Raw genomic sequence first — 19,740 nt, forward strand, 5'->3', positions numbered from 1 at the left:
CGGGCACGCCGGAGGAACCCCGGGGCGGGTGGAGCGCCCGCCCCGGGATCCGGATGCCGTGTCAGCCCTTGGCCGTGACCTCGCCGTCGCTCCACCAGAGCACGCGCTTGCGCACCAGGGCGAGGACGATGATCAGCAGCACACCGAGCAGGCACAGCAGGGCGATGCTGGCCCAGGTGACCGGCAGGTTCGCCTGGGCGGCGGAGGTGGTGACGAGCGAGCCGAGACCGGCCTGCTGTCCCGCTGCCACGAACTCGGCGACCGCGGCGCCGACGACGGCGAGCGGCAGGGCGATGCGGAGCCCGGCGAACACATAGGGCATGCTGCCGGGGAATCGCAGTTCCCGGAAGATCTCCCACCGCGAGGCATGCAGCGTCTTGAAGACGTCGAGCGCCTTCTGGTCGACGTCGCGCAGACCCGCCAGCGAGTTCACGAGCATCGGGAAGAAGACCACGAGCCCCGTCACGATGAACTTCGGCACCATGCCGAACCCGAAGGCCACGACCAGCGCCGGGGCGATCGCCACGATCGGGGTCACCATCACGATGATCACGAGCGGCATCACGGCCTGCTCGATGATCTGGAACTCGGCCATGACCACGGCCAGCAGGAAACCGGCGAGGATGCCGGCGGAGGCTCCGACCACCACTTCGAGCAGCGTGACGAGGAAGTTCGACCAGTACATGCCGGCGTCGTCGACGAGGCTGCCGCCGATCGCCTCCAGCGTCGGGAGCACGTACGGGTTGGTCCAGGCCACGACCTGCCAGAGCAGCGCGGCGATCACGAACGTGATCAGGGTGGGTCCCCACGACCCCCAGCGCAGCCAGGGCGGAACGCCACGGCGCGGCTGGGCCTTCAGACGGGCGGTCGCGAGGGTCGCGGTCGTGTCTCTCATCGTCAGCTCAGACATGGGCCTTCTCCGTCTGCGCGCGCAGCGCATCGCGCACGACTGCTTCCATCTCGCGGAACTCCTCCGTGGCATACGACTGCTCGTCGCGCGGCCGCGGCAGGTTCACGTCGATCACCTGGGCGATGCGCCCGGGGTGGGCGGCCATCACCACGATGCGGTCGGAGAGCATGATCGCCTCCGGCACCGAGTGCGTGACGAACATGACGGCCTTGCGGTTGGACTGCCAGAACTCCAGCAGGGCGATGCGCTGCAGGTCACGATTCATCTCGTCGAGCGCCGAGAACGGCTCGTCCATCAGCATGATGGCCGGGTCGAACACGAATGCCCTGGCGATCGCGGCACGCTGCTGCATGCCGCCGGACAGCTGCCCTGGGTACTTCGTCATCGCCTGCCCGAGTCCGAACGTCGACAGCAGTTCCGCGGGATCGCGGAGAGCGCGCCCGGTGTTCGCCTTGGCGTTGATGCGCACCGGCAGTTCGACGTTCTCGCGCACGGTCTTCCACGGCAGCAGTGCGGGGGACTGCGGCACGAGGCCGATCTTCTTGTCTCGGGACGCTGCCGTGACGCTCTCGCCGTCGATCGTGACGGTGCCCGAGTCGGCGTCGAGGAGACCGGCGACCACCTTGAGCAGCGTGGACTTGCCGCAGCCGCTCGGACCGATCACCGACACGAATTCGCCCATGCCGATCGTGAGACTCACATCGTCGAGCACGGTGACCTTCGCGCCGTCGACGCCGAAGGACTTCGAGACGTTCCTGACTTCGACGCCTGCTCCCTGTGCGACCGACATCACTCGGCCTGCCAGATCAGGGTGTCGCCGTCGTAGAGGTCGGCGACGAGATCGGCGTCCATCATGTCGGCGATCGCGGGCAGGTCCTTGACGTCGCCGTACTTCTCGACGAGCGCGTACTCCGGCTCCCACATCGACTCGTTCTGCACACCGGGGTTGCCACCGGCGCTCTCGCGGACCCAGGCCGACTCCACCTCCCAGGTGCGGGCCAGCTGGTCGCGCGGGAACGCGGCGCCCTGGTTGTTGTCCTCGGCCAGCTTCGCGAGCTTGTCGATGCAGGCATCCGACTCGTCGAGGCAGTACTGCAGCGCCTTGAGGCTCGCCCGCATGAAGTCGGCGGCGACCTCGCGGTGCTCGTCGAGGAAGCGGGAGTTGACCTCCATCACGTTGTACGTGCCCTCGACGCCGAGGTCGGCCGGGAGGAACTCGCTGAACGGCAGGTCCTGCGCCTTGAGCGACTGCGGCTGGTTCGAGGCATAGCCGACGATCGCATCGACCTGCTCGCGCACCACGACCGTCGGGTCGTAGTTGGTCATCTTGACCATCTCGACCTTCGAGACATCGACGCCGGCCTCGTCGAGCATGGCCGAGGCGATCGGGGTCAGGTTGATGAAGTACCCGAGCGATCCACCTTCGAGGTCCTTGAGGCTCTCGAGCTTCTCGTTACCGAAGATGGAGAACGGCGGAGTGGTGCCGTAGGTGGCGACGGCCGTGAGGTTCTTGCTGTTCGCCGCGGCCAGCATCACGTCGGATGCGGAGCCGAGCGCCGTGAACTGCGCCTGACCGGATGCCACGAGCTGCTGCCCGTTCGCACCGGAGGCGTTGATCTCGACATCGAGGCAGAGGTCGTCGAAATAGCCCAGCTCCTCGGCGAGGAACACGTCGAGCTGTCCGGCGCTGGCGGAGTAGCCGTAGCCGGAGATGTAGGTGATGGTGCCGGCATCCTGATTCCGCTTGCAGGCGTCGGTGTCGCTCGCACTCGTGGGGGCGGTATCGCCGCCTGGCGTCTGCGCGGAGCATGCTCCGAGCGTCAGCGTGGCGGCGAGAACGCACGTCAGGGTGGCAGTGATGCGGAATCGGGTTTCCGCAGAGGAAGTAGCCATGAGGGTCCCTTCTCGGCCGTTCGTCATTGATGGCTCGTCGAAAGTAACATAGTCAAGATTGACTAAGCAAGATGAAACTAACTTTTGACGAAACAGCGGGGACTCTCTGAACTCACTGCGGCGCGTGCGCCTCCAGGAACTCGTACACATCAGTCGTGTCAACCCCGGGGAACGCGCCGGTCGGCAGCGTCGCGAGCAGCGTGCGCGGCGTCTTCACGTTCGGCCAGGAGTTCTCCCGCCAGCGGTCTTCCAACTCGGCGGGAGCCCGGCGGCAGCACACCTCGACCGAGTGCTTCGAGACGCCGCGGTGCGGGGTGTCCCTCCCCACGAACCACTTGGTGTCGTCGAAGCGCACACCAACGCTCACCGAGTGCAGCCCCTCGCTCGAGGACTCGACCCGCGCCGTGCACCAGTACGTGCCGTTGCCGGTGTCGGTGTACTGGTAGTACGGGTTGAAGCGGTCGTCCTCGTCGAAAACCACGCGCGAGGTCCACCGGCGGCAGCACATCTGCCCCTCGATGGCCCCGAGGCGGTCGGTCGGGAAGTTCACGTCGTCGTTCTCGTACGCCTTGGTGATCGTGCCCGACTCATGCACTTTGAGGAAGTGCACCGGAATGTCGAGGTGCCGCGTCGCAAGGTTGGTGAAGCGGTGCGCGGCGGTCTCGTACGACACCGAGTACGCATCGCGCAGGTCTTCGATCGAGATCGCCCGCCGCTGCTTGGCATCCTTCAGCGCCGGGACGACATGCGCCTCCGGGATGAGGAGCGCACCGGTCAGATAGTTGGTCTCGACGCGCTGACGCAGGAACTCGGCATAGCTGCGCGGCTCGGAGTGCCCGAGGATGCGGCTCGACAGCGCCTGCAGCACCGCGGTGCGGGCATCACCCTTCGCGGGCACGCTGCTCGACAGGTACAGCCGGCCGTTCGCGAGGTCGGCGACGCTGCGGGTGGTCTGCGGCAGGTCTGGCGCGTAGTGCAGGGTGAAGCCGAGGTAGGCCGCGATCTCGGATGCGGTGCGCTGCGTCAGAGGGCCGCCGGGGTGGCCGACCGCGGCGAGGATCTCGGCGGCCTTGGCCTCGAGGTCGGCGAAGTGGTTGTCCTGCCTGCGCATCAGGTGCCGCAGCTCGACGTTCGCCCGCCTGGCCTCCTCGGGCGTCGCGGCCCGCTCGTCCTTGAGCCGATCGATCTCCCCGTGCAGCGCGAGCAGGGCCTTCAGCGCATCCGTCGGCAGACTCTTCGCGATACGGAACGGCTCGATGCCCAGGGCCTGGAACGTCTGCCCCTTCATCGCGCGCTCCAGGGCGATCTCGATCGCGCTGCGTTCGTCGAGCGGCTCCCCTTCGAGCAGCGCGTCGAGCGTCACACCGAGCGCGCGGGCGATCGCCTGCAGCTGCGTGAGCTTGGGTTCGCGCTTGCCGGTCTCGATCATCGACATCTGGCTCGGCGCCCGATCGACGGCGGAGGCCAGGTCGTCGAGGGTCATGCCCTTCGCCGTGCGAAGCCGGCGGATTCGACGACCGATCGTGAGGGCGTCGGTCTCTTCTGCAGCTGCGTCGATGCTCATGCGGCAGATTCTGTCACAGAAACAGAATTTCGAGCGATCTTCTCTCCGGTATCGGTCGTTCGACGTCCCGAACTTCACGCACAGTGGAACCACGCCACACCGGCACCGCAGCCGGATCCACCGAGGAGACACCATGACGAACACCGCCAACACCCCGACGCCCCGCCCCGCCGGTCTGCGAGCCGGCGACCAGGTTCAGACGGCCGCCGAGCTCCAGGAGATCTGGGACACCGATCCCCGCTGGGACGGCGTCGAGCGCACCTACTCCGCCGAAGATGTCATCCGCATCCGCGGCTCGGTCCGAGAGGACTCCACGCTCGCGCACCGCGGTGCAGAGAACCTCTGGAACCTCCTGCACACCGAGGACTACGTCCGTGCGCTCGGCGCCTACACCGGAGGCCAGGCCGTGCAGCAGGTGCGGGCGGGGCTCAAGGCGATCTACCTCTCCGGATGGCAGGTCGCCGCCGACGGCAACCTCGCAGGTCACACCTACCCCGACCAGTCGCTGTACCCCGCGAACTCGGTCCCGGCGGTCGTGCGCCGTATCAACAACGCGCTCATCCGCCAGGACCAGCTGGAGCACGCAGAAGGCGAGACCACGCAGGACTGGCTCGCCCCGATCGTCGCCGACGCCGAGGCCGGCTTCGGCGGACCGCTCAACGCCTACGAGCTCGCGCAGTCGCTCATCCAGTCGGGCGCCGCCGGCATCCACTGGGAGGACCAGCTGGCCAGCGAGAAGAAGTGCGGCCACCTCGGCGGCAAGGTGCTCGTGCCCACCCAGCAGCACATCCGCACCCTGAACGCCGCCCGCCTGGCCGCCGACGTCGCCGGGGTGCCGACCGTCATCATCGCCCGCACGGATGCTCTCGCCGCCGACCTGCTCACCAGCGACGTCGACGAACGCGACCAGCAGTTCACCACCGGCGAGCGCACGACGGAGGGGTTCTACCGGATCCGCCCGGGTCTGGAATCGGTCATCAGCCGCGGCCTCGCCTTCGCCCCCTACGCCGACCTGCTGTGGGTCGAGACGGGGGAGCCCGACATCACGCTGGCACGCGAGTTCGCCGCCGCCATCCACGCGGAGTTCCCCGGCAAGCTCCTGGCCTACAACTGCTCACCGAGCTTCAACTGGAAGAAGCACCTGTCGGACGCCGAGATCGCGACGTTCCAGCAGGAGTTGGCAGACCTGGGCTACAAGTTCCAGTTCATCACCCTGGCCGGCTTCCATGCTCTGAACCACTCGATGTTCGATCTCGCCCGCGGCTACGCCGATCGCGCCATGAGCGCCTACGTCGAGCTGCAGGAAGCCGAGTTCGCCGCCGAGACCCACGGCTACACCGCCACCAAGCACCAGCGCGAGGCGGGCACCGGATACTTCGACGTCATCTCCACTGCGCTCAACCCCGACAGCGCGACCCTCGCCCTCGCCGGCTCCACCGAAGCCGCGCAGTTCCACTGATCCCCACGCCCCCTCCGCGCGCGTGGCCCCTCTTGTCGCATCGTTCGACACCAACTGAAGGACTCACGATCATGACCACTCCCACCGCTCCCCCGACCACGGCTCCGATCCAGACGACTCAGCAGGGCCCGGCGATCGAAGTCACCGGACCCATCCGCGACCGCTACGAGGAGATCCTCACCCCCGAGGCCATCGCCTTCCTCACCGAGCTGCACCACCGGTTCGCCTCCCGCCGGCACGACCGGCTGGCCGACCGCATGCGGCGCCGCTTCGAGATCGGCAACGGGCACGACCCGCGCTTCCGCGAAGACACGGCACACATCCGTGACGACCGCGACTGGCGGGTCGCCGGTGCCGGTCCCGGTCTCGAGGACCGCCGCGTCGAGATCACCGGGCCGACCGATCCGAAGATGACGATCAACGCCCTCAACTCCGGGGCCCGCGTGTGGCTCGCCGACCAGGAGGATGCCACGAGCCCGACCTGGAAGAACGTGATCGAGGGGCAGCTGTCGCTGCGAGATGCGATCCGCGGCGAGCTGTCATTCACCTCCCCGGAAGGGAAGGAGTACCGGGTCACGGCCGAGCGCACGCCCACGATCGTGATGCGTCCGCGCGGGTGGCACCTGCCCGAGAAGCACATCGCCTTCATCGACCGCGCCGGTCGTCGCACGTCGACGTCCGGTTCCCTCGTCGACTTCGGCCTCTACTTCCTGCACAACGCGCAGGCACTGATCGACGGCGGCCGCGGCCCCTACTTCTACATCGCCAAGCTCGAGTCGAGCGAGGAAGCGAAGCTGTGGGACGACGTCTTCTCGTTCAGCGAGGAGTACATCGGCATCCCGCACGGCACTATCCGCGCGACGGTGCTGATCGAGACCCTGCCGGCCGCGTTCGAGATGGACGAGATCCTGTACGAGCTGCGCGACCACTGCGCGGGGTTGAACGCCGGCCGCTGGGACTACATCTTCTCGATCATCAAGAACTACCGCGGCCGTGGAGCACGCTTCGTGCTTCCCGACCGCAGCGAGGTGACGATGACGGTGCCGTTCATGCGGGCGTACACCGACCTGCTCGTGCAGACCTGCCACAAGCGCGGAGCCTTCGCGATCGGCGGCATGAGCGCGTTCATCCCCAACCGCCGCGACCCCGAGGTGACGGCCCGCGCGATCGAGAAGGTGACGGCCGACAAGAAGCGCGAGGCGGGCGACGGCTTCGACGGCACCTGGGTCGCCCACCCCGACCTGATCCCCACTGCTCAGGCGGAGTTCGACGCGGTGCTGGGCGACCGCCCCAACCAGGTCGACCGCCAGCGCGACGACGTGCACGTCGAGGCCCGTGATCTGCTCGACCTGCACATCGGTCGGCCGATCACGGCGCAGGGTGTGCGGGACAACGTCTCGGTCGCCATCCGCTACCTGGAGGCCTGGCTGCGCGGACTCGGCGCGGTCGCGATCGACAATCTGATGGAGGATGCCGCGACGGCCGAGATCAGCCGCTCGCAGGTGTGGCAGTGGATCCACCAGGACCGCACCACGCAGGACGGCACCCCCATCACCGCGGAGTACATCGAGGGGCTGATCACGCAGGTGCTGGCGCAGGCCACCCGCAGCCACGGCGACCGCTTCGACGATGCCGCGGAGATCTTCCGCGAGGTCGCTCTGCAGGAGGAGTTCCCCACCTTCCTCACGCTGGGCGCGTACAGCCGGTTCCTGGTCGACGAGGACTGAGCGCGCGGACGAGCCCCCGGACGGCGGCGGATGCCGCGGTCCGGGGGCTCTTCCGCGTCCGGAGCCGGCGCCTGCAGGCAGGCGTAGCCTGGAGACATGACCGACGTCTGGGCGGACATCGCCACCGAGTTCCTGCACTTCTACCCTCGCGGCCGCCGGCTGCTCGCGGTCGCCGGAGCGGATGCCGATCGCTCACGACGGGCGGCTGACGACCTCGCAGCGGCGCTGACGAAGGCGGGGCAACAGGTCATCCGCGAGCACTCGGCCGAGGGCGATGAATCCGGTGTGCGTGCGGTGGTCACCACGTTCCGCGAAGACCCCACCAACGACGGAATCCTGCTCGTCTCGGGGCCGGCCGGTCTGCTCGGCGAGCGCACGAGGGGCATGTGGAACTACGCGGTGTGGCAGCTGGCCGGCGACGAGCCACCGCACACGGTCGCCGGGTCGATCGTCGACGTGAGCGACCCCGAGCATCCGGTGCGGCGGTTCGCCGACTACTGCTCGCTGCCGGCCTCGTACGGAGCCTGATCCACCAGACTGCTCAGCGCGTATCGCCCGGTTCGGCGTCGAGGCGCGCGCGGACCTCGTCGTCCAGCACCAGGTCGGCAGCACCCAGCGCCTCTTCCAGCTGCGCGAGAGACGACACCCCGACGACGGGGATCACGGGAACCTCGGCGCCGAGAAGCCACGCGAGCGCGATCTGATTCGGCGTCGCACCGATCTCGGCCGCGATCTCGTGCAGCAGCGCACGGCGGGCGTGGCTGGTCGGGTGATCGACCCCGCCCCACAGCGGCTTGTCGAGTCGCGCGATCCCGCCCTGGTGCAGCGGGGAGTACACGGTGATGGCGAGCTGCGGACGTTCGGTGGTACCCGTGGATGCGGCGTAGTCGAGCAGGTCGGGTGTGACGAAGTTGTTTCGTCCGATGCGCGGCGCGGGGTACAGGTAGCTGTACTGCTGCTGCACGACGCCGTAGGGAGCGATGCCCTGGCGCTGTGCCTCCTGCCGCGCCTCGACCACGCGCCAGGTCGGCACGTTGGAGATGCCGGTGATCCCGACGAGCCCCGCTGCCTGGAGCTCCCCGAAGGCACCGACCGTCTCGGCGAGAGCCACATCGCGGTCGTCCACGTGGCCGTAGAGGACGTCGATGTGGTCGATACCGAGGTGGCGGGCGCTCTCCGGCGCCTGCCGGCGGATGACCTCGGCCGAGAGTCCCTCGAAGTTCGTCGGCGGGGTGTTCGACAGCGGCTTCGAGGGATCTTTCTGCGCGGCACCGAGCTTGGTGGCGATGCGGAGAGCCTCGCGGTTGCCGCGGTCGCCCATCCAGCGCGCGAGCAGGTCTTCGCTGTCGCGGCCGTCGCCGCCCGCCCAGAGGCTGTAGTTGTTGGCGGTGTCGATGAACGTGCCGCCCGACTCGACGAAACGGTCGAGGATCGCGCGTGAGGTGGCCTCGTCGGTGCGGGTGCCGAAGTTCATCGCTCCCAGGCACAGGGTCGAGACGTCGAAGGAGGTGCGGCCATCGGAGAGGGTGCGGTATTGCATGGTGGTCCTTTCTCGGGGGGATGACTCCACGGTAGGAACAGATCGGCTCGGGGATACACTCCAATCACGATGCAGAACACCAGACCGATTCTCGCGTGGGAGACGCTCCTCGACCTCGAGGCCGAGGGTACCGGCGCTCGACCACCGCTGCGGGACCGCGTGGAGAACGCACTGCGCCGCGCGATCGACGAGGGACGACTCTCCCCCGGCGCCGCCGTACCGCCCAGCCGTGCTCTCGCGGAGACGCTCGGAGTCTCCCGGTGGGTCGTGACCGAGGCGTACGGACAGCTGGTGGCCGAGGGTGTGTTGGAGGCGAGGACCGGTTCGGCCACGCGTGTGGCTGAACGCGGCGGCGGCGCATCGTGGCAGACGTCGTCCGCCTCGCCGGCGCTCATCGCCGCACCCGCTGTGCGCGCACGGCACGACCTCCGACCCGGTATCCCTGATCTGCGTGCGACTCCGCGCTCGCGCTGGTCCGCTGCCCTGCGCGCCGCCGTCGCCACGCTCCCCGACCACGACCTCGCCGCCGCTCACCCGTTCGGCTACGCAGCGGCGCGCGACGCGGTCGCCGCGTACCTCTCCCGGTCTCGGCACGCCGTCGCCGACGCGGGTCGGATCACGATCACCCACGGCGCGACCGACGGCATGGGAATGCTCGCCCGTGAACTGCACAGCAGCGGCCACCGGGCGATTCTCGTGGAGGACCCGAGTTGGCCGCGGCTGCGCACCGTCGCGGAGGAGAACGGGTTGCACCCGGTTCCGGTACCCGTGGACGGCGACGGCGTCGACACCGGAAAGCTGGTCGCGCTCGCGTCGACCACCGGAGCCAGGGTCGCGCTCGTCACCCCCGCCCATCAGTTCCCCCTGGGCGCGGCACTCACACCCGCCCGCCGCGAGGAGCTCGTGCGCTGGGCACGGGAGCACGACGCCCTGGTGATCGAAGACGACTACGACGCCGAGTTCCGCTACGACCGCCGACCCGTCCCCGCCCTGCAGCGCCTCGCGCCGGACCGCGTCGCGCTCATCGGCTCGCTGTCGAAGTCCGTGTCGCCCGCGCTGGGGCTCGGATGGATGCTGCTCCCGCCGGACGTCGCTCCCCCGGTCTCGACGGCTCAACCCTCGCTGATCGATCAGGCCGCCCTCGCGGAGTTCATCACGCGCGGAGATCTCGAACGGCACCTGCGATCGTCTCGCACTCGGTTCCGTCGCCGGCGGCAGCGCCTGCTCGATGCGCTGGAACGCGTCCTGCCCGAGCTGAGCGTGACCGGCATCGCCGCAGGCATGCACCTGGTGCTCCCGCTTCCGCCGGGATCATCCGCGACAGACATCACCGCAGCGGGCACTGCGGTCGGCCTGGCGCTCACTCCACTGGCCCGATACGAGGTCGGCGACCGGCATCCGGAATCCCTGGTGCTCGGCTACGGCAATCTCGACGACACTCTCGTCGACGAGGCGGTCTCCCGCCTGGCGACCCTTCTCGGAGTGCGCTGAGGGCCGCGTCCCTCCTCAGCGGAACGACGCCGCGACCGAGTTGCGGTGATAGTCGAACACGATGCTCGTGCGAGTGGAGGCGACGCTGCTCTGGGCCGAGAGATGCTCGAGCACGAACTCGCGCATCTCGGACGAGTCGGCGACCGCGATGTGCAGCAGGAAGTCGTCGTCACCTCCGAGGAAGAAGACCTGGATCACCTGCGGCAGCACCCGCACACGGTCCGCGAACTCCACGATGCTCTCGCGCCGTCCGCTCGGGCGCAGCGTGACGCCGATCACGGCCTGGAGCCCGGCTCCGAGCATCCGCTCGTCCACACTCGCATGGAACCCCGTGATCACGCCGCGGTCGACGAGAGCCCGCAGCCGGGTGTGCGCGGTCGAGGGCGCGACGCCGAGGCGACCGGCGAGCTCGGCGTTGGTCATACGCCCGTCGGCCGTCATCAGCTGCACGATCCGCGCGTCGATCGCGTCGAGGGCGGGCGCCCGAACAGTGTTCGGCTCCGAGGCTCCTGAAGTCGTCTCCATACGAAGCATTATTCACGATGGCGCGTCTCCACGAATCATCTTCAGTGATTCTGTTGTTCCATCGATGTTTCTGCGATCCTGGTGCCGCACCGCATCAACCCAGGAGGATCAATGAAGATCGGCGTCCCCACCGAGGTCAAGAACAACGAGAACCGCGTGTCCCTCACGCCCGCCGGCGCCGACCGGCTGGTGCACGAGGGACATCGGGTGCTCGTGCAGTCCGGCGCGGGCCTCGGCTCGCGCATCACGGACGATGACTACCGCGCAGCCGGCGCCGAGATCGTGGCGACCGCCGCCGAGGCCTGGGGCGACGCCGACCTCGTCATCAAGGTCAAGGAGCCGATCGCGCAGGAGTACGGGTTCCTGCGCGAGGACCTCACCCTCTTCACCTACCTGCACCTCGCCGCTGACCGCGCCCTGACCACGGCGCTCGTGGAGGCCGGGACCACCGCCGTGGCCTACGAGACCGTGCAGCTGCCCGACCGCAGCCTGCCGCTGCTCGTGCCGATGAGCGAGATCGCCGGGCGGCTCTCGGTCGTGATGGGCTCGCACTCGCTGCTGCGCTCGCAAGGAGGACGCGGGATGCTGCTGGGCGGTATCGCCGGCACTCCGCGCGCCAAGACCGTCGTGATCGGAGGCGGCGTCGCCGGAGAGCACGCCGCCGCGAACGCGCTCGGTCTCGGATCGAAGGTGACCGTGGTCGACGTCTCGCTGCCGCGTCTGCGCGAACTCGAGCACCGCTACGGCGGAGCGCTGGAGACCCGCGCCTCGAGTCGCTACGACATCGCCGAAGAGCTCAAGGCCGCCGACCTCGTGATCGGCTCCGTGCTCATCCCCGGTGCCGCGGCCCCCAAGCTCGTGACAGACGACATGGTCGCCGCGATGAAGCCCGGCTCCGTGCTCGTCGACATCGCGATCGACCAGGGCGGATGCTTCGAGGGCTCGCGTCCGACCACGCACGACGACCCCACGTTCGCCGTCCACGACTCGATCTATTACTGCGTCGCGAACATGCCTGGCGCGGTTCCCGAGACCGCGACCCGCGCACTGACGAACGCGACCCTCCCCTACGTCTCGGCGATCGCCGGCAAGGGCTGGGAGCGCGCGGCCTCCGAAGACGCGGCGCTGGCCGCGGGTCTGAACGTGCAGGGCGGACGCATCACGCTCCCGGCCGTCGCCCAGGCGCACGGGCTCGCCGCCCGCTGACCTTCCGAACCCGAAAGAACCTCGGATCTTGGCGATATCCCACACCGCTCCCACCGCATCGAGCCGAGTACGCTCGTAGTCGTGACCGAACGCGCTCCTCTCTCCCGCAAGCTGTCCGCCATCGCCGAGTCCGCGACCCTCAAGGTCGACGCCAAGGCCAAGGCCCTCAAGGCCGAAGGCAAGGACGTCATCTCGTACGCCGCCGGCGAGCCCGACTTCGCGACGCCGCAGTTCATCGTGGATGCCGCAGCCGAGGCGCTGGCCGACCCGGCGAGCTACCGGTACACGCCCGCTCCGGGTCTTCCGGCACTGCGCGAGGCGATCGCCGCGAAGACGCTGCGCGACTCCGGCCTCGAGGTCTCCCCCAGCCAGGTCATCGTCACCAACGGCGGCAAGCAGTCCGTCTACCAGGCCTTCCAGGCCGTGGTGAACCCGGGCGATGAGGTCCTGCTGCCCGCGCCGTACTGGACCACCTACCCCGAAGCCATCCGCCTCGCTGACGGCACCCCGGTCGAGGTCTTCGCCGGCGCCGATCAGGAGTACAAGGTCACGGTCGCGCAGCTCGAGGCCGCTCGTACCGCCCGCACCACCGCGCTCGTGTTCGTGTCGCCCTCGAACCCGACCGGATCGGTCTACACGTCCGAGGAGACCCGCGCCATCGGCGAGTGGGCACTCGAGCACGGCATCTGGATCATCAGCGACGAGATCTACCAGAACCTCACCTACGAGGGCGTCAAGGCCACCTCGATCGTCGAGGCCGTGCCCGAGGTCGCCGGGCAGACGATCCTCGTCAACGGCGTCGCCAAGACCTACGCCATGACCGGCTGGCGCGTGGGCTGGATGGTGGGACCGGCCGACGCCATCAAGGTCGCCGGCAACCTGCAGTCGCACCTCACCAGCAACGTGAACAACGTCGCCCAGAAGGCTGCCATCGCCGCCCTCAACGGACCGCAGGACGAGGCCGAACAGTTCCGCCAGGCATTCGACCGCCGTCGCCAGCTCATCGTGTCGGAGCTGTCGAAGATCGACGGCCTCGTGGTTCCGAACCCGCTCGGCGCGTTCTACGTGTACCCCGACGTGCAGGGTCTGCTCGGTCGCACCTGGGGCGGCGTGACGCCGACCACCTCGCTCGAGCTCGCCGACCTCATCCTCGACCAGGCCGAGGTCGCGGTCGTTCCCGGCGAGGCCTTCGGCCCCTCGGGCTACATCCGCATGTCGTACGCCCTCGGCGACGACCAGCTGCTCGAGGGCGTGCAGCGCCTGCAGCGCCTGTTCGCCTGACCCCGCTCGTACCGAAGGCCCCCTCCTGTCGACAGACGGGAGGGGGCCTTCGGGTTTCGCGGCGTGATCAGTCCTCGGGCTGGAAGCCGATCAGCCAGCGGATGCCGTAGCGGTCGACGAGCGTGCCGTCGAAGTCTCCCCACGGGCGCTTCTGCAGGGCGTCGATCACTCGGCCGTCGGCCGCGAGCTTGTCGTACCAGCCGGTGAGGGTCAGCGCATCCGCCGTGCCGAGGAGTGAGAGGAACATGCCGCTCATCTGCACGGCGTCGTCGTCGGCTCCGGCATCGGCGCCGGCGAGCTCGACCGGCCCGCTCAGCTGGCCGTGCGCGACGGCATCGCCGGGTCCGTCACGCCGGCCCGCCGTGGCGTAGTCGAGCAGCTGCAGTTCACCGCCGAACACCGAGCGGTAGTGACGCAGCGCCTCTGCGGCGTTGCCGGGAAACAGCAGGTACGGGATCAGTCCGCTCATGCCGCGAGTGTAGCCGCGACCGACGACGCCCCACAGGACGATCGCCCTACAGGTCGACGCCGACCAGCACCGGCTCCGGCTGCAGCACGAGACCGAACTCGGCGTGGACCCGGCTCTGGATGAACCGCGCGAGCTCGGCGACCTCGCCCGCGGTCGCGCCGCCGCGGTTCGTGAGCGCCAGCGCATGCTTGGTCGAGACCGAAGCGCGCGAGCGCGGAAGCTTGAACCCCTTGCGGATGCCCGCCTGCTCGATCAGCCAGGCTGCGCTGACCTTCACGTCGGAGACGGTCGTCGGCTTCGACAGCGGCACCTGCCCGTCGTAGGACGCGAGCGGGATCACGGTCACGGCATCCAGATCGGGCGCCACCGGCCAGCGCGGGCACTCCGGCGGCAGTGCGCCTGCCACCGCGGCCGTCACGATCGCGTTCTGGAAGAACGAGCCGACGCCGTGGGTGTCGGGGTCGGCGTCGTCGAGCAGCATGCCCTTCGACGCGCGGGTCGAGAGGATGCGCTCGCGCACCCAGCTCAGCGGAACCGGTGTCTCATCGGTCAGCCCGAGCGCCCGACGCAGCTGCTCGCCGCGCACCACGCGCTCACCGGCGATCGCCAGGTCGACGGTGACGGAGAGGATCACGGCACGTCGCAGCGGCACGCTGCCGTGGTGGTGCTTGAGGACGGAGGTGCGGAAACCCAATCCGAGCTCGGCCGCGGGAACGGTCGAGACCACGCCGGTCGACTCGTCGATCAACTCGACCTCGACCAGCGTCTCCTGGATCTCCTGTCCGTATGCGCCGATGTTCTGCACGGGGGACGCGCCGACCGTGCCGGGGATCCCGCTCATGGCCTCGAGGCCGGCGTAGCCGTGCGCGACCGCATAGGCGACCAGGTCGTCCCAGGAGTGCCCGGCCTGCGCGCGCAGACGGATGCGACCCGGGTGCGGCGAAGGAATCTCTTCGATCCCCTCGGTGCGCACCCGGATGACGGTGCCCTCGAAGGGCTCATCGCCGACGAAGAGGTTGGAGCCGCCCCCGAGGACGAACCACTCGTCGCCGCGCGCCCAGGTGTCGCGCAGCGCCTCGATCAGACCGGCGGTCGTCGTCGCCTCCTGCATCCGCTCGGGCGCGGCGCCCGTGCGCAGCGTGGTCAGCTCGGCCAGGCGGACCGGCTCGATCTCCCGCATCAGAGCGTCCTCATCAGACGGCGACGCGCAGCTGCGCCTTGACGAGCACCGTGGTCTCGCCGAACGTGACCTTGAGGTCGATGCGCGCGACCTCTTCATCGACCGCGCCGACCGTGGCGACGACGGTGATGTCGGCACCATCGACCGGGTCGACGACGACCGGCTTGGTGAAGCGCACCCCGTAGTCGAGGATCTTCGCGGCCGGGTCGAGGGCGGCGACGACCACCGACGAGGCGATGCCCATCGTCAGCATGCCGTGCGCGAGCACGCCGGGAAGCCCGACGGATGCGGCGACATCGTCACGGTAGTGGATGGGGTTGAAATCTCCGGACGCTCCCGCGTAGCGCACGAGCGACTCGCGGGTGAGATGCACGGTGCGCTCGGCGACCACGTCTCCGACGGTGTAGCCCATCAGGCGGCCTTCCCTTCGTCCGTGCTCTCGGCGCCCACCAGCAGCACACTCGTCGCCGTGACGACATGGTCGCCCGCAGCGTCGGTGATCGCGGCCTCGCTGGTGATCATGGCGTTGCCGCCCATCATCCGGATGCCGGTGACGCGCAGCTGCGCGGTGAGCTCATCGCCCGCCACGATCGGTCGCGTGTAGGTGAAGCGCTGCTCGGCGTGGATCGTGCGGGCGAGCACGATGCCGGAGTCCTCCTGCGCCAGCAGCTGCTGGAGCGTGAGGTCCTGGATGACCATCGCGAAGGTCGGCGGCGCCACGACGTCGGAGAAGCCGGCCGCGCGGGCCGCTTCGATGTCGGTGTGCTGCGGAGCATCGGCGAAGACGGCGCGCGCGAACTCGCGCACCTTCTCGCGGCCGACGAGGTAGGGGGCCGTCGGCGGGAACTCCCGGCCGACCAGTTCTTGGTTCACTGCCACCCCTCGATCCTACCGAGGCCCGGCCGACGTTCAGCCGACATGGCAGGCGCAGGAGCGCTCAGGCCGCCCGCGCCGACATGGCCGATCCGAGCAGGACCATCCTCATGCTGCGCTCCGCGGCGTCGCGCAGCAGGGCCTCGCCGTGCTCGACGGCCTGTTCGAGAGGCATCGGCACGGTGATGATCGAGGCGATCGCGTCGATGCCGATGTCGTGCACGGTCGGGGCGCCGACCCCGAGAGACCCGGCGATGCCGAGCACCGGGACGCCGGCGACCCGGGCCCGCATCGCGATCTCGGCCGGCACCTTGCCCCGCGGGGTCTGGAAGTCGATGGCACCTTCGGCGGTGATGACGAGGTCGGCCACCGCCATCAGCTCGTCGAGCGGTTCCGGCAGCAGACCGCTGTCGAGCAGCACCTCGAAGCGCGGGGCGAGACGCGCACCGAGCACCGCGGCCAGCCCAGCCCCGAGTCCGCCGGATGCTCCCGTGCCGCCGCCGGTGCGCACGTCCATCGCCGCGCCGAACGGGCTCTGTTCCTCGAGCAGACCAGCCCAGACGTCCAGGGCGGTCGCGAGCTCGTCCACCTGCTCCGGCGTCGCTCCCTTCTGCGGGCCGAACACCCGTGCCACACCGCGCGGCCCGCACAGCACGTTGTGGATGTTGCACGCGAGCACGATCTCGATCTCTCCGATGCGAGGGTGCAACCCTGCGAGATCGAGGCCCGCCGCATCTCGAAGGTGTCGACCGCCCGCGGCGAGGGGCACGCCGTCGCGATCGAGAATGCGTACGCCGAGCGCTTCGAGCGCCCCGGCACCGCCGTCGCTCGTACCGGAGTCGCCGCAGCCGACCACGATCCGCTCGACCCCGGCGTCCAGAGCCGCCGCGATCAGCTCGCCGACTCCGCGAGTGGTGGTCTCGCCGGGGTCGCGGCGGTCACGCGGCACGAGTCGCAGTCCGGCGGCGGATGCCATCTCGACGACGGCCGTGCCCGCCGCGCGTCCTCCGAGCCGTGCCCAGTGCGCATCGACCGGGTCGCCGACGGGACCGGTGACCCGTGCCGCGATGAGCTCCCCTCCGGTGGCGGCGGCGAGCGCGGCGGCGGTACCTTCCCCGCCATCCGGCACCGGGTACTCGTCGACCTGCACGCCGGGGATGACCCGACGCACGCCGGCGGCGATCGCCTGGGCGACGGCCTCGGCGCTCAGGCTCTCCTTGAATCCGCTCGGTGCGACCAGGATGCGCTGCGGGGTGTGGATCGACATGGTTCCTCCTTCTGCGCCCGAACGGGCGACGAATGCCCGGTGGTGCGGGCACGACGAGCACCGGTGCACCGGCGGCGCACACGGAGTGAAGCGGGTGTTACGGGGCGGATGCCGCGGATCAGAGCAGCAGCGGCAGCCCCATCAGCGGCCAGATCCACAGCGCGAAGACCGCGACGAGCGCGAACATCGCGGGCGCCAGCAGCGCCGAGAGCCGACGGAGATCGGGTGGAGTGAAGCCGCCACTGACGATGTCGGGGTCGGCGAACATCGCGACCGGTTTTGCCGAGCTGGGAAGCGTGTGGCAGAAACCGGCCGCGGCGGTCGAGGCGAAGGCCGCAGCCATCGGGGAGACGCCGAGGGCAGGAGCGAGCGCGATCACGACGGGGATGATCGCGGCGGAGCGCGCCGACCGTGACGGGATCAGCAGGTGAGCCGCGGTCGAGATCGCGATGACCACGAGCACGAAGGCGACGGCCCCGGCAGCACCGAGTCCACGCAGCGGGGCGAGCGCCGAGGAGCTCAGCCAGGCCGCGGCTCCCGTGGTGGTGAGCGCGGATGCCAGCGCCAGTGTCGCGGCGAGGAACAGCAGCAGCGACCACGGCACCCGCTTGATCGCGGCGGGGAAGGTCAGGCACCCGATCCTCGGCGTCACGGCGGCGACGGCTCCGAGGAGCGCGACCAGGGCCGGCGACAGGTGGTGCAGCGGCTCGGTGGCCCAGAGCAGGATCACACCGCCCAGCAGCACGGCTGCCCGCCGCTCCAGGATGCTGAGGGGCCCGGTCACTGCGGTCGATGCGGACCGGCCGATCTCTGCGGCATCCATGCGCAGGGGGGTTGCGCGGTCGGCACGGCGGGTGAAGCGCCAGAGGATGATCTCGCAGGCCAGGTGCGAGGAGAAGATCGCCAACGGCAGCCCGAGCCAGAGCCAGCTCAGGAAGGTGAACCCCGCCTCGCCTGCTGCCCGCAGGAGCTGGTCCGTGACGATGTGCGCTCCCGCGCCGAGCAGGGATCCGACGGCCGAGAGCAGCACCACGGTCGGCATCAGCAGGGCGAGGGCGCGGACCACCCGCTCGCGTCCGGGAAGCGCGACCGAGACCGCGGTGTACACCGGTACGGCGAGCGCCGCACGCCCGGACGTCGCGGGCACGGCGAAGGCGGTGAGCGTGAGCGCGACCGTCGTGAGGTGGAAGAGGCTCCGAGGTCCCCGTGCGAACCGCAGCAGATGGGAGGCGCCGCGCAGGGCGAGGCCCGAGGACGACACGGCGGAGGCGATCACGAAGGCGCCGATGAGCAGCCAGATGGTCTCGTCGCCGAGCGAGGCGAAGAAGTCGCTCGCCGGCAGCACCCCGGTGACGATCAAGGCGATCGCCGCGAGGAAGGCGACGAGCGTGTCGTCGAGCCGCGTCGAGGTCCAGGCCCACACGGCGAGCAGGAAGACGGTGAGGGTCACCGCGATCGGCAAGGTCGGCGCGCTGTCTCCGGATGACCGCGTCAGCGCGGCCAGGACCATCCCGGCCCCGGCGACCAGCACGAGTCCGAGTGCGACCAGGCGGAGGATGCTCGCGCGTCCGAGTCGAGGGCGCTCGGATCGGCGTCCGACGGGCAGCCCCTGTCGCTCGGGCGGCATCGTCGCGAAGCGCGTGCGCTCGACCGTCGTCGTCTCGGCCGCCGGGCTCGTGGTGTCGGTGTGATCACTCATCGGAATCGGTATCCCGCCCCGCGCACGGTCTCGATGCGGTCGACACCGATCTTGCCGCGCAGAGCGCGCACGTACACGTCGACCACGTTGGAGGCCGGATCGAAGTCCATCCCCCAGACATGCCCGATCAGCTGGTCGCGTGACAGCACCTGACCGGCGTTCTGCAGGAACACCTCGAGCAGGGCGAACTCCCGCGAGGTGAGCTCGCGCATGTCTCCGTCGACCGTGACCGTGCGGGCCCGCACATCGACGCGCACGTCATCATGGGTGAGAACGGGGCCCGCCGCACGACCCTCGCCGTCACCGATCCGCAGCCGCACGCGCGCGATGAGCTCGGCGAACTGGAACGGCTTGGTGACGTAGTCGTTCGCCCCACCCTCCAGGCCCCGCACGGTGTCGATGACCGAGTCGCGCGCGGTGAGGATGATCACGGGGGTCGAGACGCCCTCACCGCGAAGGTTCGCCAGCACATCGAAGCCATCCATGCCGCCGAGCCCGATATCGAGCAGCACGAGGTCGAACATGCCGCTGCGAGCCATCAGCAGCGCGGTGTGCCCGTCGGCCGCCTCGGCGGTCTCGTAGCCAGCCGCTCGCAGGCCCCGGCGGACGAACGAGGTGATGTGCGGGTCGTCTTCGGCGATGAGGATGCTGCGCAT

19 protein-coding genes are annotated in these 19,740 nt (G+C 69.6%); 6 read left to right on the forward strand and 13 right to left on the reverse strand.

Annotated elements, in window-relative coordinates; translation table 11 throughout:
* Nucleotides 1–61: 61 nt before the first annotated feature.
* From OC372_RS06825 to OC372_RS06840, 4 genes are all read right to left on the reverse strand, one after another.
* A complete protein-coding gene (locus OC372_RS06825) occupies nt 62–910 on the reverse strand; it encodes an ABC transporter permease (RefSeq protein ID WP_262001312.1) in 849 nt (282 codons plus the stop codon).
* A complete protein-coding gene (locus OC372_RS06830) occupies nt 903–1,700 on the reverse strand; it encodes an ABC transporter ATP-binding protein (RefSeq protein WP_262001313.1) in 798 nt (265 codons plus the stop codon). Before OC372_RS06830 ends, OC372_RS06825 begins: the two co-directional genes overlap by 8 nt.
* Nucleotides 1,700–2,803, reverse strand: a complete 1,104-nt coding sequence (locus tag OC372_RS06835) for an ABC transporter substrate-binding protein (RefSeq protein ID WP_262001314.1) — start codon at nt 2,801–2,803, stop codon at nt 1,700–1,702. Before OC372_RS06835 ends, OC372_RS06830 begins: the two co-directional genes overlap by 1 nt.
* A 112-nt stretch (nt 2,804–2,915) precedes the next feature.
* Complete coding sequence (locus OC372_RS06840; protein ID WP_262001315.1) at nt 2,916–4,367, reverse strand: helix-turn-helix domain-containing protein; 1,452 nt, start codon at nt 4,365–4,367, stop codon at nt 2,916–2,918.
* Nucleotides 4,368–4,500: 133 nt separating this feature from the next.
* Between OC372_RS06840 and aceA the strand changes: the two genes are divergently transcribed.
* The 3 genes from aceA (at nt 4,501) to OC372_RS06855 (ending at nt 8,081) form a co-directional block, all read left to right on the forward strand.
* Entirely contained in the window at nt 4,501–5,826 is a 1,326-nt protein-coding gene (aceA, locus tag OC372_RS06845) for an isocitrate lyase (RefSeq protein ID WP_262001316.1), read from the forward strand.
* Nucleotides 5,827–5,897: 71 nt separating this feature from the next.
* Nucleotides 5,898–7,553 carry a malate synthase A gene (gene aceB, locus OC372_RS06850; protein ID WP_262001317.1) on the forward strand — a complete coding sequence of 552 codons (1,656 nt, stop codon included), beginning with the start codon at nt 5,898–5,900 and terminating at the stop codon, nt 7,551–7,553.
* 96 nt (nt 7,554–7,649) lie between these two features.
* Nucleotides 7,650–8,081, forward strand: coding sequence for a hypothetical protein (locus OC372_RS06855; RefSeq protein ID WP_262001318.1), 432 nt, complete (start codon nt 7,650–7,652; stop codon nt 8,079–8,081).
* Between the two features lie 13 nt (nt 8,082–8,094).
* Here OC372_RS06855 and OC372_RS06860 read toward each other — a convergent pair whose 3' ends face one another.
* On the reverse strand, nt 8,095–9,093 hold the full coding sequence (locus OC372_RS06860) for an aldo/keto reductase (protein ID WP_262001319.1): 999 nt from the start codon (nt 9,091–9,093) through the stop codon (nt 8,095–8,097).
* 69 nt (nt 9,094–9,162) lie between these two features.
* Between OC372_RS06860 and OC372_RS06865 the strand changes: the two genes are divergently transcribed.
* Nucleotides 9,163–10,584, forward strand: coding sequence for a PLP-dependent aminotransferase family protein (locus tag OC372_RS06865; protein ID WP_262001320.1), 1,422 nt, complete (start codon nt 9,163–9,165; stop codon nt 10,582–10,584).
* A gap of 15 nt (nt 10,585–10,599) precedes the next feature.
* Here the strand turns inward: OC372_RS06865 and OC372_RS06870 are convergent, their stop codons facing one another.
* On the reverse strand, nt 10,600–11,118 hold the full coding sequence (locus OC372_RS06870) for an Lrp/AsnC family transcriptional regulator (RefSeq protein WP_136041027.1): 519 nt from the start codon (nt 11,116–11,118) through the stop codon (nt 10,600–10,602).
* A gap of 102 nt (nt 11,119–11,220) precedes the next feature.
* Here OC372_RS06870 and ald point away from each other — a divergent pair, with 102 nt between their 5' ends.
* Nucleotides 11,221–12,315 (forward strand): alanine dehydrogenase, encoded by a 1,095-nt coding sequence (ald, locus tag OC372_RS06875; protein ID WP_029260963.1) that lies wholly within the window; start codon nt 11,221–11,223, stop codon nt 12,313–12,315.
* A gap of 81 nt (nt 12,316–12,396) precedes the next feature.
* Complete coding sequence (locus OC372_RS06880) at nt 12,397–13,596, forward strand: pyridoxal phosphate-dependent aminotransferase (RefSeq protein WP_262001321.1); 1,200 nt, start codon at nt 12,397–12,399, stop codon at nt 13,594–13,596.
* 67 nt (nt 13,597–13,663) lie between these two features.
* Here OC372_RS06880 and OC372_RS06885 read toward each other — a convergent pair whose 3' ends face one another.
* The 7 genes from OC372_RS06885 to OC372_RS06915 all read right to left on the reverse strand — a co-directional run bounded on the left by OC372_RS06885 (nt 13,664) and on the right by OC372_RS06915 (nt 19,740).
* Nucleotides 13,664–14,065 (reverse strand): VOC family protein, encoded by a 402-nt coding sequence (locus OC372_RS06885; protein WP_029260961.1) that lies wholly within the window; start codon nt 14,063–14,065, stop codon nt 13,664–13,666.
* A 46-nt stretch (nt 14,066–14,111) separates the two neighbouring features.
* The gene (locus OC372_RS06890) at nt 14,112–15,245 is read right to left on the reverse strand and encodes a UDP-N-acetylmuramate dehydrogenase (RefSeq protein WP_105710421.1); all 1,134 of its coding nucleotides are present in this window, start codon (nt 15,243–15,245) and stop codon (nt 14,112–14,114) included.
* A 13-nt stretch (nt 15,246–15,258) separates the two neighbouring features.
* Nucleotides 15,259–15,657, reverse strand: a complete 399-nt coding sequence (locus OC372_RS06895) for a MaoC/PaaZ C-terminal domain-containing protein (protein ID WP_105710422.1) — start codon at nt 15,655–15,657, stop codon at nt 15,259–15,261.
* The gene (locus OC372_RS06900) at nt 15,657–16,124 is read right to left on the reverse strand and encodes a MaoC family dehydratase N-terminal domain-containing protein (protein WP_262001322.1); all 468 of its coding nucleotides are present in this window, start codon (nt 16,122–16,124) and stop codon (nt 15,657–15,659) included. Before OC372_RS06900 ends, OC372_RS06895 begins: the two co-directional genes overlap by 1 nt.
* Nucleotides 16,125–16,182: 58 nt before the next feature.
* The gene (locus OC372_RS06905; protein WP_105710423.1) at nt 16,183–17,385 is read right to left on the reverse strand and encodes a glycerate kinase; all 1,203 of its coding nucleotides are present in this window, start codon (nt 17,383–17,385) and stop codon (nt 16,183–16,185) included.
* 118 nt (nt 17,386–17,503) lie between these two features.
* Entirely contained in the window at nt 17,504–19,084 is a 1,581-nt protein-coding gene (locus OC372_RS06910; RefSeq protein ID WP_262001323.1) for an SLC13 family permease, read from the reverse strand.
* A complete protein-coding gene (locus OC372_RS06915) occupies nt 19,081–19,740 on the reverse strand; it encodes a response regulator transcription factor (RefSeq protein ID WP_029260955.1) in 660 nt (219 codons plus the stop codon). The genes OC372_RS06910 and OC372_RS06915 overlap by 4 nt, the downstream gene beginning before the upstream one ends.

The sequence above is a fragment of the Microbacterium sp. Mcb102 genome (assembly GCF_024519805.1).
Lineage (GTDB): Bacteria > Actinomycetota > Actinomycetes > Actinomycetales > Microbacteriaceae > Microbacterium.

What these genes read in the sequence shown, in the direction of transcription:
- OC372_RS06885 (WP_029260961.1), bottom strand. Translation starts at nt 14,065, where the DNA reads ATGAGCGGACTGATCCCGTACCTGCTGTTTCCCGGCAACGCCGCAGAG.
- OC372_RS06840 (WP_262001315.1), bottom strand. Translation starts at nt 4,367, where the DNA reads ATGAGCATCGACGCAGCTGCAGAAGAGACCGACGCCCTCACGATCGGT.
- OC372_RS06870 (WP_136041027.1), bottom strand. Translation starts at nt 11,118, where the DNA reads ATGCTTCGTATGGAGACGACTTCAGGAGCCTCGGAGCCGAACACTGTT.
- OC372_RS06825 (WP_262001312.1), bottom strand. Translation starts at nt 910, where the DNA reads ATGTCTGAGCTGACGATGAGAGACACGACCGCGACCCTCGCGACCGCC.
- OC372_RS06835 (WP_262001314.1), bottom strand. Translation starts at nt 2,803, where the DNA reads ATGGCTACTTCCTCTGCGGAAACCCGATTCCGCATCACTGCCACCCTG.
- ald (WP_029260963.1), top strand. Translation starts at nt 11,221, where the DNA reads ATGAAGATCGGCGTCCCCACCGAGGTCAAGAACAACGAGAACCGCGTG.
- OC372_RS06860 (WP_262001319.1), bottom strand. Translation starts at nt 9,093, where the DNA reads ATGCAATACCGCACCCTCTCCGATGGCCGCACCTCCTTCGACGTCTCG.
- aceA (WP_262001316.1), top strand. Translation starts at nt 4,501, where the DNA reads ATGACGAACACCGCCAACACCCCGACGCCCCGCCCCGCCGGTCTGCGA.
- OC372_RS06830 (WP_262001313.1), bottom strand. Translation starts at nt 1,700, where the DNA reads ATGTCGGTCGCACAGGGAGCAGGCGTCGAAGTCAGGAACGTCTCGAAG.
- aceB (WP_262001317.1), top strand. Translation starts at nt 5,898, where the DNA reads ATGACCACTCCCACCGCTCCCCCGACCACGGCTCCGATCCAGACGACT.
- OC372_RS06855 (WP_262001318.1), top strand. Translation starts at nt 7,650, where the DNA reads ATGACCGACGTCTGGGCGGACATCGCCACCGAGTTCCTGCACTTCTAC.
- OC372_RS06890 (WP_105710421.1), bottom strand. Translation starts at nt 15,245, where the DNA reads ATGCGGGAGATCGAGCCGGTCCGCCTGGCCGAGCTGACCACGCTGCGC.
- OC372_RS06915 (WP_029260955.1), bottom strand. Translation starts at nt 19,740, where the DNA reads ATGCGCAGCATCCTCATCGCCGAAGACGACCCGCACATCACCTCGTTC.
- OC372_RS06865 (WP_262001320.1), top strand. Translation starts at nt 9,163, where the DNA reads ATGCAGAACACCAGACCGATTCTCGCGTGGGAGACGCTCCTCGACCTC.
- OC372_RS06905 (WP_105710423.1), bottom strand. Translation starts at nt 17,385, where the DNA reads ATGTCGATCCACACCCCGCAGCGCATCCTGGTCGCACCGAGCGGATTC.
- OC372_RS06895 (WP_105710422.1), bottom strand. Translation starts at nt 15,657, where the DNA reads ATGGGCTACACCGTCGGAGACGTGGTCGCCGAGCGCACCGTGCATCTC.
- OC372_RS06910 (WP_262001323.1), bottom strand. Translation starts at nt 19,084, where the DNA reads ATGAGTGATCACACCGACACCACGAGCCCGGCGGCCGAGACGACGACG.